The sequence below is a fragment of the Streptomyces sp. CA-294286 genome, from assembly GCF_050947155.1.
Classification (GTDB): domain Bacteria; phylum Actinomycetota; class Actinomycetes; order Streptomycetales; family Streptomycetaceae; genus Streptomyces.
In genome coordinates, this window is the sequence record NZ_CP192005.1 from 3,763,175 (window position 1) to 3,779,099 (window position 15,925).

At 73.5% G+C, this 15,925-nt stretch carries 11 protein-coding genes; 5 read left to right on the plus strand and 6 right to left on the minus strand.

Annotated elements, in window-relative coordinates:
* Positions 1-212: 212 nt before the first annotated feature.
* Together ACQPZG_RS21485 and ACQPZG_RS21490 are read right to left on the minus strand one after the other, a co-directional pair.
* A complete protein-coding gene (locus ACQPZG_RS21485; RefSeq protein ID WP_433547362.1) occupies positions 213-1,580 on the minus strand; it encodes an LCP family protein in 1,368 nt (455 codons plus the stop codon).
* Between the two features lie 177 nt (positions 1,581-1,757).
* Positions 1,758-2,525: a TIGR03089 family protein gene (locus tag ACQPZG_RS21490; RefSeq protein ID WP_433547363.1), complete on the minus strand. Its 768-nt coding sequence runs from the start codon at positions 2,523-2,525 to the stop codon at positions 1,758-1,760.
* Positions 2,526-2,652: 127 nt separating this feature from the next.
* On the opposite strand from ACQPZG_RS21490, the gene ACQPZG_RS21495 reads away from it, so the two are divergent.
* Entirely contained in the window at positions 2,653-3,891 is a 1,239-nt protein-coding gene (locus ACQPZG_RS21495) for a peptidoglycan recognition protein family protein (protein WP_433547364.1), read from the plus strand.
* Positions 3,892-4,002: 111 nt separating this feature from the next.
* Positions 4,003-5,085, plus strand: a complete 1,083-nt coding sequence (locus tag ACQPZG_RS21500) for a sugar phosphate nucleotidyltransferase (protein WP_433547365.1) — start codon at positions 4,003-4,005, stop codon at positions 5,083-5,085.
* A gap of 346 nt (positions 5,086-5,431) precedes the next feature.
* On the opposite strand, the gene ACQPZG_RS21505 is transcribed toward ACQPZG_RS21500, so the two are convergent.
* From ACQPZG_RS21505 to ACQPZG_RS21520, 4 genes are all read right to left on the minus strand, one after another.
* The gene (locus ACQPZG_RS21505) at positions 5,432-6,328 is read right to left on the minus strand and encodes a DNA-3-methyladenine glycosylase family protein (protein ID WP_433547366.1); all 897 of its coding nucleotides are present in this window, start codon (positions 6,326-6,328) and stop codon (positions 5,432-5,434) included.
* Positions 6,329-6,674: 346 nt separating this feature from the next.
* Complete coding sequence (locus ACQPZG_RS21510; RefSeq protein WP_433549494.1) at positions 6,675-7,964, minus strand: coenzyme F420-0:L-glutamate ligase; 1,290 nt, start codon at positions 7,962-7,964, stop codon at positions 6,675-6,677.
* A gap of 77 nt (positions 7,965-8,041) precedes the next feature.
* Complete coding sequence (gene cofD, locus ACQPZG_RS21515) at positions 8,042-8,998, minus strand: 2-phospho-L-lactate transferase (protein ID WP_433547367.1); 957 nt, start codon at positions 8,996-8,998, stop codon at positions 8,042-8,044.
* 13 nt (positions 8,999-9,011) lie between these two features.
* A complete protein-coding gene (locus ACQPZG_RS21520) occupies positions 9,012-9,527 on the minus strand; it encodes a cysteine dioxygenase (protein ID WP_433547368.1) in 516 nt (171 codons plus the stop codon).
* Between the two features lie 712 nt (positions 9,528-10,239).
* On the opposite strand from ACQPZG_RS21520, the gene ACQPZG_RS21525 reads away from it, so the two are divergent.
* From ACQPZG_RS21525 to ACQPZG_RS21535, 3 genes are all read left to right on the plus strand, one after another.
* Entirely contained in the window at positions 10,240-10,503 is a 264-nt protein-coding gene (locus tag ACQPZG_RS21525) for a WhiB family transcriptional regulator (RefSeq protein ID WP_185028840.1), read from the plus strand.
* A gap of 269 nt (positions 10,504-10,772) precedes the next feature.
* Positions 10,773-14,429, plus strand: coding sequence for a glycosyltransferase (locus ACQPZG_RS21530; protein WP_433547369.1), 3,657 nt, complete (start codon positions 10,773-10,775; stop codon positions 14,427-14,429).
* Positions 14,426-15,925, plus strand: a complete 1,500-nt coding sequence (locus ACQPZG_RS21535) for a DUF5719 family protein (protein ID WP_433547370.1) — start codon at positions 14,426-14,428, stop codon at positions 15,923-15,925. The genes ACQPZG_RS21530 and ACQPZG_RS21535 overlap by 4 nt, the downstream gene beginning before the upstream one ends.

The following is a 15,925-nucleotide window of genomic DNA, read 5'->3' on the forward strand; positions in this document are numbered from 1 at the left end:
CGTCGGTCCCACGCGAGGCGCCTCCCCCCAGGCGCTCGGTCATTCGGTCCAGTCGTGCGTGCGTGACCCGAGTTGCGGCTCGTTGCACTGGATCGCGTCACACTATCTGTCCCGATCAGTGACGAGCGACGTCAGTGACCAACTCCACGGCCCTTACAACCGGGCAAGTCGACCAAAAAGCAACGGGTAATGGCCCCGCCTTGGCAATCGTTTTACTCGCACATGCCCGTTGCCGCGTTTGTGCCGGTGAAAGTGGGGGACGGCGTGGGGTCTGCGGGCCCCGGGTCGTCCGGCTTCTCGTCGCTCACCGGCATCTCGCCCGGCGTGTGCGTCTTGATCGGAGTCACCGAAACGGGTGTGTCCTCGCGCAACTGCCTGAACAGCACGTCCGCCTGCGACTTGACGAGTTCGTCCCGATTCGTGTCGTACCGGTACGGCCGTCTGGGCACCGTCATGAACTGCACCTTCTCCGACGGCACGTCCCGCATGCTGGTCGCCAGGTCGTACAGGTCGCGCAGCGAGGCCAACCCGGGGTCCGTGGTGAGGGACTTGGTCGCCGCGTCCAGCACCGGGTAGAGCTTCGTCGGGTTCAGCAGGACGCCGGTGCTCTGCATCTTGTTGACCAGCGACGCGAGGAACTGCTGCTGACGGTCCATGCGTTCGGTGTCGCTGCCGCCGCCGATGCTCTTGCGTGCGCGCACGTAGCCCAGCGCCTGCTCCCCGTTGAGCGTCTGCGGGCCCGCATCGAGCTTGAGGTGCGCGTCGTGGTCGTCGATCGGCTCCTTCAGGCAGACGGCGACGCCGTCGACCGCGTCCACCATGTCCTTGAAGCCCTCGAAGTCGACCACCATGTGGTGGTCGAGCCGGATGCCGGTCAGCTTCTCGACGGTACGGATGGTGCAGGCCGTACCGCCCATCTCGAACGCCCAGTTGAACTGCGCGAACATCGCCCGGGTGCGGGACCCGTCCGCCTTCGTGCACGTCGGGATGTCCACCATCAGGTCGCGGGGGAGGGAGACGGCCGTCGCGCTGGAGCGGTCCGCCGCCAGGTGCAGCAGGATCGTGGTGTCGGAGCGCTGGGTGCCCTCGTCCCGGCCGTACTTGCTGTTGTCGCCCGCACGGGTGTCCGAGCCGATCAGCAGGATGTTCTGCGCGTTCGTCGCCGTCCTGGCCTGGGCGGGACGTTCCTTCTCCCAGGTGTGCAGCTCGGCGGCGGCGTCGGTGTCCGTGGTGATGTTGCCGTCGAGCTTCTGGTAGAACCACCAGCCCGTTCCGGCGGCCACGAGCACGACGAGTGCGGCCCCGCCGGCGGCCCGGCGCATCCAGCGCCGCTTGCGGCGGGACGCGGCGGCTTCCGGGCCGGCTTCGGCGGTGGACGCGTCGGTGCTACCGGCCCCGGTCGTGTCCGCCCCGGGCCCACCGGCCCGGGGACCGGTTCCCGCCGCGGCCGCACCGGCTGCGCCGCCCTCGGCGTCGGAGGCGGAATCGGTGCCGGGCGGAGACTCCGCGGCGTCTTGCGCACCGCTGTCCTCCGTCGCCGGCCCTTCCGGTTCGGGGGGCGTGCCAGCGGTGTCGGTCACGTCTGCGTCCATCCTCGGTGCGAAGTCGGCGGCGCGCGGGGCCGCCGATCGCAGGGGTAGACGGCTTAACCCGGCACTTGGTTGTGCGCTTCACCGATCATGTACCGGGCCGCTCCCGGAGCCCGCGAGGCCGCGCCCCGGTCCACCGAATGGGCCGACCCCGTCGACGTACCCGCCCTACGCCTGCGTCGGCGGCACCACCGTGTGCGTCACGCGCTCGCTCTCCACCCGCTGGGCGAGCCCCTCGGCGGACAGCTGCCCGAGGTTCCGGCACAGGACGACCGACGCGCCGGCCGCCAGTGGCGCGTACAGACCGGAGGACAGTCCCTCCCAGGTGTCGTACGGGAGGCCCGACAGGACCCGGGAGCCGGGCGCGAGCCCGAGCGCCTGCGCGTCCGTCCGCGCGCGCCCGACGACGTCGGTCGCGGACAGCGTCGCGCCGCCGACGGACAGGGCGGGCCCGTCCGCGTCGACCGGTGCGTAGGGAGCGAAGCGGTCGCCCTGGGAGGGGACTTCGACGGCGTAGTCGGCGAAGCCCTCCGGCGGCTGCGGGAACCGGCCGCCCAGCGGACGCAGCGCCAGCGCGATCCGCTCGCCCCGGCAGGCGCGCGCCGCGTCGAGCGAGTCCGGTCCGCTGACCACCACGTCCGCGTTCTGCGGCGCGCCCCGTACGTCGGCCTCGACGCCCACCGAGGCGCAGGCGAGCAGCCAGGCGGCGGTCTGCCAGTGCGCGGGCAGGTGCAGCGCGAGCCGGTCGCCGGGGCCCGCGGAGAGGTCGCCCTGGAGGAGGTTGGCGGTCTTGGCCACCCAATTGGCGAAGGTGGCGACGGACAGTTCGACGCGCTCGCCGGTCGCGTCGTCGTAGAAGGTGACGAGGGGGCGGCCCGGGTCCGCGGCGAGTGCGGAACGCAGCAGGTCGGCAGGGGTGCGGTCGGTGGTGTTCATCGGACGAGGGTACGTCGGGCGGCGTGGCGCGGGCGGGCGGAGCGGCGGGCCGCGGCCACCCGTCCGGCAGACGCGGCGTCACTTCACCGATGGACAGATTTATACGACTATGCCCACTATCAGCCGTATGCGTGCACTTGTTGCTTCCTCACTCGGCGTCACCTGTGCGGTCCTCGTCTTCCTTCCGTTCGCCCTGCCCGACGACGACCGGGCGGGCCGGTACGCGGACAAGGCGGGCGACGCGCGAACCGCGGACCTCCCCGGGGCCACCCGCTCGCTCCCGCTGGCACCGCTGGGCGGGCACAGTACGAACAGGGCGGCGCGGCCTGCGCCGACGGCGGACCTCCCGGCCCGGGACGTGGAGCCGTTCTCGCTGGTCGGCGCGGTCTGGGACGATCCGCGCGCCGTACTGGAGGGGCGGGTCCAGGTGCGGACGAGGACCATCGGCGGCCAGTGGTCGCACTGGCAGGACCTGACGACCGGTCACGCGGACCACGGCGCCGACCCCTCGGCACAGGAGGCGCGCACCGGCCGCGCCCACGGCTCCACGGCCCCGCTGTGGGTGGGCGCGTCGGACGGCGTGGAGGTGCGCGTACGGACAAACGGAGCACCCCTGCCGCGGGGTCTTCGTCTGGACCTGGTCGACCCGGGCGCGGAGCCGCCCCGCCCGCGTGCGGTCGACGTGGACGAGGAAGTCCCCGCACTCGACCTGGCTCGGACGAGGGCGGAAGCGGAAGCGCAGACGGGGCGCGCGGGCCCGCACATCGGGCCGCGCCCGAAGATCATCACGCGCAAGAAGTGGGGTGCCGACGAACGTCTCAGGGAGAAGGGCCACGCCTACTCGAAGACGATCAAGGCCGCCTTCGTGCACCACAGCGCGACCGGGAACGGGTACAACTGTTCGCAGTCGGCCTCCGTACTGCGCAGTATCTACCGCTACCACGTCAAGAGCAGCGGATGGCGTGACTTCGGCTACAACTTCGCCGTCGACAAGTGCGGCAACATCTACGAAGGACGTGCGGGGGGTGTGGCCAAGCCGGTCCTCGGGGCGCACACTCTCGGTTTCAACACCAACAGCATGGGCATCGCCGTCCTCGGAACGTACAGCCGCACCACCCCGCCCGCCGCCGCGGTGGACGCCGTCGCCCGGCTCACCGCCTGGAAGCTCGGACTGCACGGCGCCAACCCGAAGGGCGTCGTCCACCTCACCTCGGGAGGCAGCAACCTCTACAAGAAGGGCCGCAACGTCCGGCTCAACGTCATTTCGGGCCACCGGGACGGATTCGCCACCGAATGCCCCGGCGGGCGCCTCTACGAGAAGCTCGGGACCGCGCGCGCGAAGGCGGCCGAGCTCCAGGGGCGCTGACGGGCACGGTTCGCAAATCTGTGCGGGGCGGCGACCGGGACGGATCGAACAGTCTGCATACACTGGCCGCCCACTATCCGGCCGGCCCCAGCAGGAAGCAGAGACGACAAGGTGACTGAAGCGATCCTCCTGGTCGGGGGCAAGGGAACCCGGCTGCGGCCGCTCACGGTGAACACCCCCAAGCCCATGGTCCCCGCGGCGGGCGTGCCCTTCCTGACCCACCAGCTGGCGCGGGCGAAGGCGGCCGGAGTCGAACACATCGTCCTCGCGACCTCCTACCTCGCCGAGGTGTTCGAGCCGCACTTCGGCGACGGATCCTCCCTCGGCCTGCACCTGGAGTACGTCACCGAGGACGAGCCGCTCGGCACCGGCGGCGCCATCCGCAACGTCGCCCCCCGCCTCCGCTCGGGCCCCGACGAGCCCGTCCTCATCTTCAACGGGGACATCCTCACCGGCCTGGACATCGCGGCCCTCGTCGCCACCCACCGGACCTCCGGCGCCGACGTCTCGCTGCACCTCACCCGGGTCGAGGACCCGCGCGCCTTCGGCCTGGTGCCCACCGACGACACGGGCCGCGTCACCGCCTTCCTGGAAAAACCGCAGACCCCCGAGGAAATCGTCACCGACCAGATCAACGCCGGCGCGTACGTCTTCCGCCGCTCGGTCATCGACACCATCCCCACCGGCCGCCCGGTCTCCGTCGAACGCGAGACCTTCCCCGACCTGCTCTCCTCCGGCGCGCACCTCCAGGGGATGGTCGACTCCACGTACTGGCTGGACCTGGGCACCCCGCAGGCCTTCGTACGGGGCTCCGCCGACCTCGTCCAGGGCCGCGCGCCCTCGCCCGCGGTCCCCGGCCGCTGCGGGGACCGCCTCGTCATGCCGGGCGCGGTCGTCGCCCCCGACGCCAAACTCACCGGCGGCACGGTCATCGGCACGGACGCGACGGTCGGCGAGGGGGCCCGGATCGAGGGCAGCACGATCCTCGCGGGCGCGGTCGTCGAGGCCGGCGCGGTGATCACGGACTCCCTGGTCGGCGCGGGAGCCCGGATCGGCGCCCGTACGACGCTGCTGGGCGCGGTCGTCGGCGACGGCGCGAGCGTCGGCCCCGACAACGAACTGAACCCCGGCGTCCGCGTCTGGTGCGACGCGGTGCTCCCGGCGGCCTCGGTCCGCTTCTCCTCGGACCAGTAGCCCGCAAACCGGCCCCCGCCCCACGCCCCCCGCCAGCGGCCCTCCCCGTGCGACGGAGGGGCAGCCCCCGTACGTCACGGCGCGACTCGGGCGGGCGTCGGCGTGGGCGCGCGTCGGCGTGGGCGGGCACAGGGAGGCGGCGCGGGGCAAGCGCATACCGGGCTGCGCGGACGAGAGGGGCACGAGACGGGCGGTGCCGGACTGCGCGGGCGGAGACGGTGAGCCCCGCGCGCGCCCGGGAACGAGCGGCCTGAAACGCCCCGCCCCCGCACACAACCGGGAACCAACGACCCGAAGCAGCCCACCCGCGCCGCCGTTCCCACCACACAGCCGCGCCCGGCTCTCCTCAGAGGTGGGCGATGCGCCGGGGGGCCATGCGCGGGGCCCGGCGGGGCGGGGTGAGGCCGGTGAGCATGATCAGGCGGGCGGCCCGGTGCCGCTGACCCTCGTAGGGCGCCAGCAGCTCCAGCATGTCCGCGTCGGTGGCGTTCCTGTCGCCGGCCAGCGCGTACCCGACGATCCCCGGCAGGTGCAGGTCGCCCACCGTCAGGGCGTCCGGCGCCCCGTTGCTCCGCTGAAGGGTCTCGGCGGAAGTCCACGGCCCGATGCCGGGCACCAGCTCCAGCCGGGCCTTCGCCTTCACGTACGGCATCTCCGCGGCCTCCTCCAGCCGGGCGGCGACCCGTACGGCTCGTACGACGGTGTCGGAACGCTTCGCGTCGACGCCCGCCCGGTGCCACTCCCACGACGGGATCAGCGCCCACTGGCGGGCCGAAGGCATCACGTACAGGTCCTCGGGCGCCCCGGTGTCCGTCCCCGGCGCACGTTCGCCGAACCGGCGCACGAGGGCCCGCCAGGACCGGTACGCCTCGATGACGGTGACCTTCTGCTCCAGCACCGAAGGAATCAGCGACTCCAGCACCAGCCCGGACCGGCACAGCCGCAACGCGGGATTGCGGTGCGCGGCCTGCGCCACCACCCGGTGATGCGCGACGAAGCCGTGCGGCTCGTCCCGTGCGCCCAGCAGGTCCGGAACCCGGTCCAGCAGCCACTGTGCCCCGGGGCCCCAGGCATCCACGGAGCCCGCGCCGAACCGCAGCGTGCCCGGTCCGTCGGGCGTACGGCTCGCCCGCCACACGCTTCCGTCCGGCGTCACCCGGAACGTGGGGTCGGCGGGGCCCCGCCGAAGCGGTCCCAGCACCAGCCCCAGCTCCGCCCGCCCCACCCAGAATCGCCCAGCCACCCCCAAAGCCTACGACCCCCACACCCACCCGACGCGCGCCTCCTGAACGGCGAGGCTCCCCCCCCCGTAGCCCCCTTGGGCGGCGGGGCCGCGACGTCAGCCGCCTTGGGCGGCGGGGCCGCCCCCCGGGGGCGGAACGGGCGGGCAAGGGGGGGCGGCCCCCACCGGAGGTGCACCCTCCGCCGTACGCCCCGCCCCGGACGGCACGCGCACTCTGTGCCGTACGCCCCACGTCGGACGGCACGCGCCCCGCACACGCACCCGCACCGCACACGCACCGCCACCCCACGCACCCCTCCCGCCGCCGACGCCCCCGCGCGACACCCCCGAAGCCCCAGCACCCCCCTCACCGCACCTCGATGAACCCCCCCACCCCCCGCTCAGCCCTCTCCGCCGGCGCACCCGCCGCCCGCCCCACCGCCACCGCGCCCATCGGATCCCACTCCGCCGGAAGCCGCAGCACCTCCCGCACCACGTCCCGGCAGAACATCGTCGACGACACCCATGCCGACCCCAGCCGTTCCCCGGCCAGCGCGACGAGGAAGTTCTGCACCCCGGCTCCCATCGCCACCACGAACATCTCCCGTTCGGCCGCGTCCCGCCTGGCGTCCCCGTACGCGTGGGAGCCGTCCATCACCAGACAGGGCACGACCAGATAAGGAGCCCGCCGCAGCACCTCTCCGCGCCGGACCCGCTTGGCGATCGACTCCTCGGACTTCCCGTCCGCGCGCAGGTCCGCGATCCACGCGTCCCGCATCGCGTCCAGCAGCCGCACCCGCGCCGCCTCGCTCTCCAGCAGCACGAAGCGCCACGGCGTCGTGTGGTGCGGCGCAGGCGCGGTGACCGCGGCGGCGACCGCCCGCCGCACCGCCCCGGGATCGACCGGGTCGTCCGTGAACTCGCGCACCGTGCGCCGCTGCGTCACCGCCTCCCGTACCGCCTCCGAGGTCCCGAGCCGGAACATGTCGTCGGCCGCCCCGCGTACCAGCGCGCGGGCGCCCTCATCGCCATCGTCCGCGCGCGCGTCCACCACGTGCGCCAGGCCCCGCACCACGGCCACCGGCAGCCCGGCCGACTTGCCCTTCACCAGGTCGCCCGCGGCGGCCAGCTCGTCCGCCGTCGCCACGACCGTCGCGCTCAGCGGATTGCCGTACGCGTCGACGCCGCCCCGCAGGTCGTCGAGCACCCGCACTCCGGCGGCCCCGATCGCCACGTCGGTCAGCCCGCTGCGCCACGGTCGCCCGAAGGTGTCGGTGACGACGACCCCGACCTCGACGCCCAGCGCGTCCCGCACCCCGTCGCGAATCGCCCGTGCGGAGGCGTCCGGATCCTCGGGCAGCAGCAACACGGTCCCGGCGGGGGTGTTGGAGGCGTCCACCCCGGCAGCGGCCATCACCAGCCCCTGCCGGTTCTCCACGATCCGCAGCGTCCCGCGCCGCGCCACCACCCGTACCGTCTCCGCGTCGATCGCGTCCTCGCGCGAGTCCGCGGCGAGGATCCGTCCCTCCGCCTTGCTGACGATCTTGGAGGTCACGAGCAGCACGTCCCCGTCGGTCAGCCCCGGCTCCCCGGCCACGATCAGCTTCGCGAGGTCGTCGCCCTCGCGGACCTCGGGCAGCCCGGGGACCGCCCACACCCGGTACCCGGGCGCCCCCTCGCCCGCGGCGTCGCCGTCCGGTCCCGCGACGCCGTCCGCGCCCGCCCGCACGCCGCTCACGTCCGTACCTCCGAGGCCAGCTCCAGTGCGGCCCGTGCCATCGCGGCGGTCGCCGCCAGGTCCGTCATCATCAGCGGTACGGCACGGCAGCGGATCCCCGCGTCCTCGACCTCCCGCACGGAGGCCGCGTCGACCGTGTCGACGAGCCAGCCGTCCAGCAGGCCCGAGCCGTAGTGCTGCGCCACCGCGGCGGCGGTCGACTCCACGCCGACGGCCGCGAGCACCTTGTCGGCCATGCCCCGCACCGGAGCGTCGCCGACGATGGGGGAGAGGCCCACCACCGGCACCCCCGCGTTCGCGATGGCCTCGCGGATGCCCGGGACCGCCAGGATCGTCCCGACGCTCACCACCGGGTTCGACGGCGGGAAGACGATGACGTCGGCCCCGGCGATCGCCTCCAGCACGCCCGGTGCGGGCTTCGCCTGGTCGGCGCCCACCGGCACGATCGCGTGCGCGTCCACGGACGCGCGCAGCTTCACCCAGTACTCCTGGAAGTGCACCGCCCTGCGCTCGCCGTCCACGTCGACCGCCACGTGCGTCTCGACGCGGTCGTCGGACATGGGGATCAGCCGCACGCCCGGCTGCCACCGCTCGCACAGGGCCTCGGTGACGGCGCTCAGCGGGTACCCGGCGCCGAGCATCTGCGTCCGCACGATGTGCGTCGCGAAGTCACGGTCGCCGAGCCCGAACCACTCCGGTCCGACCCCGTAGGCGGCCAGCTCGGCCTTGACGTGGAAGGTCTCCTCCGCACGCCCCCAGCCCTGCTCCTCGTTGATGCCACCGCCGAGGGTGTACATCACCGTGTCGAGGTCGGGACAGACCTTCAGCCCGAACAGATGAATGTCGTCACCGGTGTTGCCGATGACGGTGATGTCCGCCTCCGGTGCCGCCTCCTTGAGGCCGCGAAGAAAACGGGCACCGCCGATACCGCCTGCCAAGACCACAATGCGCATGCCGAGAAGTCTCTCAGGCGGTACTGACATCCTGTCGGGCAGTCGCGGCAGTCGCGGTCCGGGCGCCGGCGCCGTACATCGGCATCTCCGTCAGCCCCGGGAAATAGACGTGCAGGCTGACGGCCGGCTCCAGCGAGTCGTTGACGACCTCGTGGACGTGACCGGGTACGGACACGTACTGCGCGCCCGTCCCGAGGATCCGGGCGCCCCTGTCGTTGCGCTCCGTGAGTTCCCCCTGGAGGACGGTGAGGACCCCCGTCGACGCGCCGTGGTCGTGCGCCCCGCTGCCCTGCCCCGGGACCCAGCTGAGCAGCCAGACCTCGTAGCCGGGTCCGGTGCGCAGCCGGTGGTACCAGCGGGTGGTGGCGTCGTACTCGACGAGCGGGGCCCACTGCGCGCGGTCGGCCGCGACGGCTCGGGCGAGACCGGCGAACTCGGCCACGGTGGAGGGGTGCTCGCGGGCGGGGGCCAGGAGGTGCGGGACCTCAAGGATGTCGCCGGCGATCTGCAGGTCGCTGTCGCTGTTCATGGTGCGGGGGTTCCTCGGCAGTGAGTGCTGGGGTGTCGCAGAACGGGTTCGCAGAGCCTCGCCCCTCGGAGGGGCGACTGCGGGGAGATGCAGCGCACACGGGATGCGGTGTGCGGCCGATCAGAGCTGGAGCGCGGGTGGCTTCAACAGCTGTGACAGCAACAGTGACAGCGGGCCGGGGCAGCACAGAGGACCGCACGGGTGCGGGTCCGGGTGGGTGCTGCGCTCGCTGGCATGAGAACAAAGGTGACGGGCCCCCTCGCGGCTGTCAACTCGGGGACCGCTTTGGCGGCCAGGATTCACCTCTTTCGGTTACCTCGCCCGGAGAAGGGTTTGTGCAGTCACTGACGAGGAGAAATGGCGCTTCGACCGCGCCCGCGCCCGGGTTTTCTCCGCGCACCTGACGCCGTTGCCGCGCCGTGATCCGACTGTGATCCGAGTCGCTTCGTCGGATCGGCCGCAACAAGATCACTCCGAACCGCGTCTTCCCGTGTGTCCGGGGTACCCGCAAGGGGTGAGGTCATGTGTCACGGTTTTTGGCGATTTGAACACTTTCTGCAAAGCTTTGGTTCCGCAGAGTGAATAACGGGCCCAATAGCAGACCTGAGCTTGACCGCCACGGAGCTACACACTTGTAATTTCACTCGTGTCGTTCGGCCGGATTCGGTGACGGCAACATCACGGGGAAGCAAAAGACAGACGAGGGGCGCACATGACCGAGCTGTTCCAGCAACTGCTGGTCGACGACGCGGACGAGGAACTCGGCTGGCAGGAGCGCGCGCTGTGCGCCCAGACCGATCCCGAGTCCTTCTTTCCCGAGAAGGGTGGTTCCACGCGTGAGGCGAAAAAAGTCTGCCTCTCCTGCGAAGTCCGCTCGGAATGCCTCGAATACGCCCTGTCGAAGGACGAACGCTTCGGGATCTGGGGCGGATTGTCGGAACGTGAACGCCGGAGACTGAAGAAGGCCGCTGTCTGAGCACGTCGGCGGGCGGTCCCGCGCCGCGGCCTCGGTGAGGCGCCGACGCCCCGCCCAGCAAAACAGCACAAGGTCGTACACAAGAGACGGTCCGCCGCCTGCCCCTTCCCCGCAGGCGGCGGACCGTCCGTATGCACAGCCGTTAGTGTGGGCCGCTGTCCAGCGATCGCACCCGACGCCCCCGCGAGGGCCCGCGCGTGCGCCGCAGTCAGCAACACCAGCCTTCCGGGGGGCGACCCCCGGACCCCGGCCGGAGGGCCCGTACGTCGATGTCCGTCAGTCAAGCAACGGCCCCGTACGCGGCCGCCGCCACCCCGCCCGAGTTCCCACGGCACGTCGTCACCGCCGTACTCGTCTCCCACGACGGTGCGCGCTGGCTGCCCGACGTACTGCACGGGCTGCTCGGCCAGGAACGCCCCGTGCAGAACGCCGTCGCCGCCGACACCGGAAGCGCCGACGACTCCGCCCATCTCGTCGCCGAGGCCCTGGGCGACGAGCGCGTCCTGCACCTCGCCCGCCGCACCGGCTTCGGCACCGCCGTCGACGAGGCCGTCCGCACGGCGGGCGTCCTGACGCCCGAAGACCTTCCGTACCTGAAGAAGCCCAGCGGCTGGGACCCCGTCAGCAGGCAGTGGCGCGACGACGCCTACGACATGCCGGACCTGCCGCACGGCGAGCCCGTGCAGTGGCTGTGGCTGCTGCACGACGACAGCGCCCCCGCCCCCGACGCCCTCGCCGAACTGCTCCGGGTCGCCGACTCCGACCAGTACGCCGCGATCGTCGGCCCCAAACTCCGCGGCTGGTACGACAGGAAGCAGCTCCTCGAAGTCGGCGTCTCCATCGCCAACAGCGGCCGCCGCTGGACCGGCCTGGACCGCCGGGAGCAGGACCAGGGGCAGCACGACCAGGTCCGCTCCGTACTCTCCGTCTCCACCGCCGGCATGCTGATCCGCCGCGACGTGTGGGAGCAACTGGGCGGCTTCGACCGCAGGCTGCCCCTGATGCGCGACGACGTCGACCTCTGCTGGCGCGCGCACGCGGCCGGCCACCACGTGCTGGTCGCCCCCGACGCGGTCCTGCGGCACGCCGAGGCCGCCGCCCGCGAGCGCCGCACCGTCGACTGCGCGGGCCGCTCCGTCGCCAACCCGCACCGCGTCGACAAGGCGGGCGCCGTCTACACGATGCTCGTCAACGCCCGGGGCGCGATCCTGCCGTACGTCCTGCTGCGCCTCCTCGTCGGCACCCTCCTGAGGACGCTGGCCTACCTCGTCGGCAAGGTGCCGGGCCAGGCCGTCGACGAGGTCACCGGACTGCTCGGCGTCCTGCTGCGCCCCGGACGCGTGCTGGCCGCCCGCAAGGCACGCGGAAAGGGGGCCGTCGAGCCGAGCGAACTGCGGCCGCTGTTCCCGCCGCCGGGCGCCACCCTGCGGGCCACCGTCGAACAGATCGCCGGGTCCTTCGGCGGCAGCACCGAGGCGGACTCCGGGGGCTCCCGGCACGGCGCCGTCGAGACCGGCCCCGGCGGCGACGACGCGGACTTCCTGGAGGTCGAGCAGTTCGCCCGCGTCAAGAAGGTCGCCCGCAAGCCCGGCCCCGTCCTGTTCGCCCTGCTGCTGCTCGTCGCCCTCGTCGCCTGCCGCGGCCTCCTCGGCAGCGGTTCCCTCGCGGGCGGCGCCCTGCTGCCGTCCCCCGACGCGGCGTCCGAACTGTGGGCCCGCTACGCCCACGCCTGGCACCCCACGGGCATCGGCGGCACCCAGACAGCACCGCCGTACCTGGCGCTCCTCGCCGCCTTCGCGACCCTGCTGTTCGGTTCGGCGCACACGGCCCTCACCGTGCTCCTGGTCGGTGCCGTCCCGCTGGCCGGACTGACCGCGTACTTCGTCTCCCGGCCCCTGGTGGAGTCCCGGCTGCTGCGCGCCTGGGCGGCCGTAGCGTACGCCTTCCTGCCCGCCGTCACGGGCGCGCTGGCGGGCGGCCGGATCGGCACCGCGGTCCTGGCCGTGCTGCTGCCGCTCATCGCGCGCTGCGCCGTCTCCGCCGGCGGCGCCCGCAGCACGGACGGCACACGGGCCGCCTGGCGCTCGGTATGGGCGTACGCGCTGCTGCTCACCGTCGCCACCGCGTTCACCCCCGTCGTGTGGCCGCTCGCGGTGCTCCTGGGCCTCGGCGTGCTCGTACTGCGCCGCGACGACCTCGTGGCCTACGCGCTGCGCTGGGCGGCCGCCGTCGGCACACCCGTGCTGGTGCTCGCCCCGTGGTCGCTGACGCTGCTGACCGACCCCGCCGCCCTGCTGCGCGAGGCGGGGCTGCCCTTCGGCGCGGGTTCGGCGACCCCGCTGGACCTCCTCGGCATCAGTCCGGGCGGACCGAAGGCGGCGGGCGGACTGCTGCTCATCGGCATCGTGCTCGGCGCGCTCGCCGCCCTGCTGCGCGGCGAGCGGCAGTTCGCGATCCGCAGCGCCTGGGTGGTCGCCCTCCTCGGCCTCGTCCTCGCGGTACTGACCAACCGGGACGGCTGGGCGGGTCCCGCCACCCTCGTCTACGGCCTCGCGCTGATCGCGGCCACCGTGCTCGGCGCCGACGGCGCCCGCGTACGCGTGGCCTCGCAGAGCTTCGGCTGGCGCCAGCCGGTCGCCGTGCTGATCGCCCTCGCGGCGGCCGCAGGACCCGCACTGGCCGCGGCGGGCTGGCTGATCACCGGCGCCGACGGGCCGCTCGGTAGACGCGACCCGGTCCAGGTGCCCGCGTTCGTCGCCGAGGAGTCCACCACCCGCGACCAGCCCCGCACCCTGGTCCTGGGCGGCACCTCCGCCGACCGGGTGTCGTACTCGCTCGTACGCGGCTCCGGCGGACGCCTGGGCGACGCGGAACTGACCGAGGCGGGCGCCGCCACCCCGCAGCTCGACAAGATCGTCTCGAACCTCGTCGCGGGCTCCGGCGCGGACCAGGCGGACCAGCTCGGGGCCTTCGCCGTGCGCTACGTCCTCGTACGGGACGGCGCCGGCGCCCGCGAGGTGAGCCGCGTGCTCGACTCCACCCCCGGCCTCGGCCGGCTCAGCCAGCTCGACGGCAGCGCCCTGTGGCGCGTCGACCGCCAGGTCGCCCGCCTCATGATCGTGCCGCCCGGCGAGGGCGCGGAAGCCCAACCCGTCGCCTCCGGGGCCGTCGAGGCGCACACCACCGTCCCGCAGGGCGGCCAGGGCCGGGTGCTGCGTCTCGCGGACGCCGCCGCACCCGGCTGGAAGGCCACGCTCGACGGCCGCGAGCTGACGAAGAAGACCGTCGACGGCTGGGCCCAGGGCTTCGACCTGCCCGCCGGAGGCGGAAAGCTTGTCCTGACATATTCCGCGCCGCTCACCCACACCGTCTGGCTCTGGGTTCAGGGCGCGCTCGCCCTCCTCCTGGTGGTGCTCGCACTGCCCGGCCGGCGCCGCGAGATCGACGACGACCTGCCCGAGGAGGCGGCCCCCGACTTCTCGGCCGCCCCCGTCGAGGGCGAGGGCCGCCGGGCGCGCAGGCTGCGCGCGGCAGCCGAGGCGGAGACCGCGCAGGAGGAACCGGCCGCCCAGGTCGTGGACCCCTACGCCTCCCCGTACCCGGCGCCCGAGGGCGACCAGGACCCCTACGCGGCGGTGCCCCAGCAGGCGTCGTACGGCCAATGGGACGCCGAGGTGCCCGCACACTCGCCCTACGCGCCGGACACCTACCGCCAGGACGCCCCCCAGCCCGCCCCGTACGGCACCCAGCAGGGCTACCCGGAGGGACAGCAGTACGACGCGTACGGCTACCCGCAGCAGCCGTACGACCCCTACGCGAGCGGCGGGTACGACCCGCAGCCCCCCGCGCAGCAGCCGCCGTACGACCCCTTCGCTGACGACCAGGACAACGGACGGCAGCGTCCCGACGGGAGCAACCACCGATGAACCGCGCGACCCTCTCCCTGCTGGCCGCCGCCACCGCCCTCGCCGCCGTCACCGGATTCGCCGTCGTCACCGCCCCGGACGGCGCCGGCGGCCCGGACGCCAAGGGCGCCCCCGCGACCGCCGCGGCACGGCAGCCCGTGGAACGCTCCAGCCTGCTCTGCCCGGCGCCGAGCACGTCCGATCTGGCGGAGACGACGTACTCCGCCTTCACCCCCAGGAACGACGCCGCGCCCGGCCGGGGCGGCGACGCGAAGCCGGGCAAGGCGCAACTGTTCCCGGCGGGCGGCAAGGCCGCCGACAAACCGGTCGTCTCGCTGGCGGGGCCGGGAACGCCCGCCACAGTCACCGCGAGCGGTGCGGAGCGCCCCGCCCTCGTCGGCACCGCGGACGGCGCTCTCGCGCCCGGCTGGGCCGCGCAGCAGACGACCAAGGTCGCCGCCGGAACCTCGCGCGGAGTCCTCGGAGTCAGCTGCACGGCACCGGACACCGCGTTCTGGTTCCCCGGCGCGAGCACCGCGGCCACCCGCCAGGACTACGTCCACCTCACCAATCCGGACGACTCCGCGGCCGTCGCCGACGTCGAGCTGTACGGGCCGCAGGGCTCCCTCAAGTCCGAGGCGGGACAGAACATCACCGTGCCGCCGCGCTCCAGCGTCGCGGTGCTGCTGTCCACGCTGTCGTCCACCCGGGTGACGGACGCGACCGTGCACGTCCGCACGCGCGCGGGGCGCGTCGCCGCCGCCGTGCAGGCCGTGGAGGCGAAGGCGGGCAGCGACTGGCTGGCCGCCTCCGCCGACCCGTCCGGCAGCGTGGTGCTCCCCGGCATCCCGGCCGACGCCACCTCGGTGCGCCTGGTGGTGTTCGCCACCGGTGAGGACGACGCCGATCTGAAGGTGCGGCTGGCCGGCGCCAACGGTTCGCTCACCCCGGCCGGGGCGGAGACGCTGCACGTGAAGTCGCGGATGACCAGTTCGCTCGACCTGCGTGACGTCACCAAGGGCGAGGCCGGTTCCCTGGTGCTCACTCCCTCGCAGGGCGGGCGCGGGGCCCCCGTGGTGGCCGCGGTGCGGATCGTGCGCGGCACGAAGGACAAGCAGGAGGTGGCCTTCGTCCCGGCGACCGCCGCGATCGGCGCGCGCTCCACGGTGGCCGACAACAGGGCGCAGGGCGGGGTGCTCTCGCTGGTCGCGCCGGGGGCGGCCGGCGAGGTGAAGGTGACCGCGTCGGCGGGCAGCGGCGGCGGCGCGCCGGTCGTCAAGACGTATAAGGTCAAGGCCGGTACGACGCAGTCGCTGACGGCGCCCGTGCCGACCGGGCTGAAGGGCTCGTACGCGCTGACCGTCGAGACGGTCTCGGGCGGTCCGGTGCACGCGGCGCGGATGCTCCAGTTCCCCGAGGACAACGTCCCGATGTTCACCATCCAGACCCTGCCGGACGACAGGGGAACCGTCGTGGTGCCCCGGGCGCAGAGCGACCTGTCGGTCCTGGACGACTGA

Coding starts and splice junctions, on each gene's coding strand:
- ACQPZG_RS21490 (WP_433547363.1), bottom strand. CDS start 2,525: ATGAACACCACCGACCGCACCCCTGCCGACCTGCTGCGTTCCGCACTC.
- ACQPZG_RS21495 (WP_433547364.1), top strand. CDS start 2,653: ATGCGTGCACTTGTTGCTTCCTCACTCGGCGTCACCTGTGCGGTCCTC.
- cofD (WP_433547367.1), bottom strand. CDS start 8,998: ATGCGCATTGTGGTCTTGGCAGGCGGTATCGGCGGTGCCCGTTTTCTT.
- ACQPZG_RS21520 (WP_433547368.1), bottom strand. CDS start 9,527: ATGAACAGCGACAGCGACCTGCAGATCGCCGGCGACATCCTTGAGGTC.
- ACQPZG_RS21525 (WP_185028840.1), top strand. CDS start 10,240: ATGACCGAGCTGTTCCAGCAACTGCTGGTCGACGACGCGGACGAGGAA.
- ACQPZG_RS21530 (WP_433547369.1), top strand. CDS start 10,773: ATGTCCGTCAGTCAAGCAACGGCCCCGTACGCGGCCGCCGCCACCCCG.
- ACQPZG_RS21535 (WP_433547370.1), top strand. CDS start 14,426: ATGAACCGCGCGACCCTCTCCCTGCTGGCCGCCGCCACCGCCCTCGCC.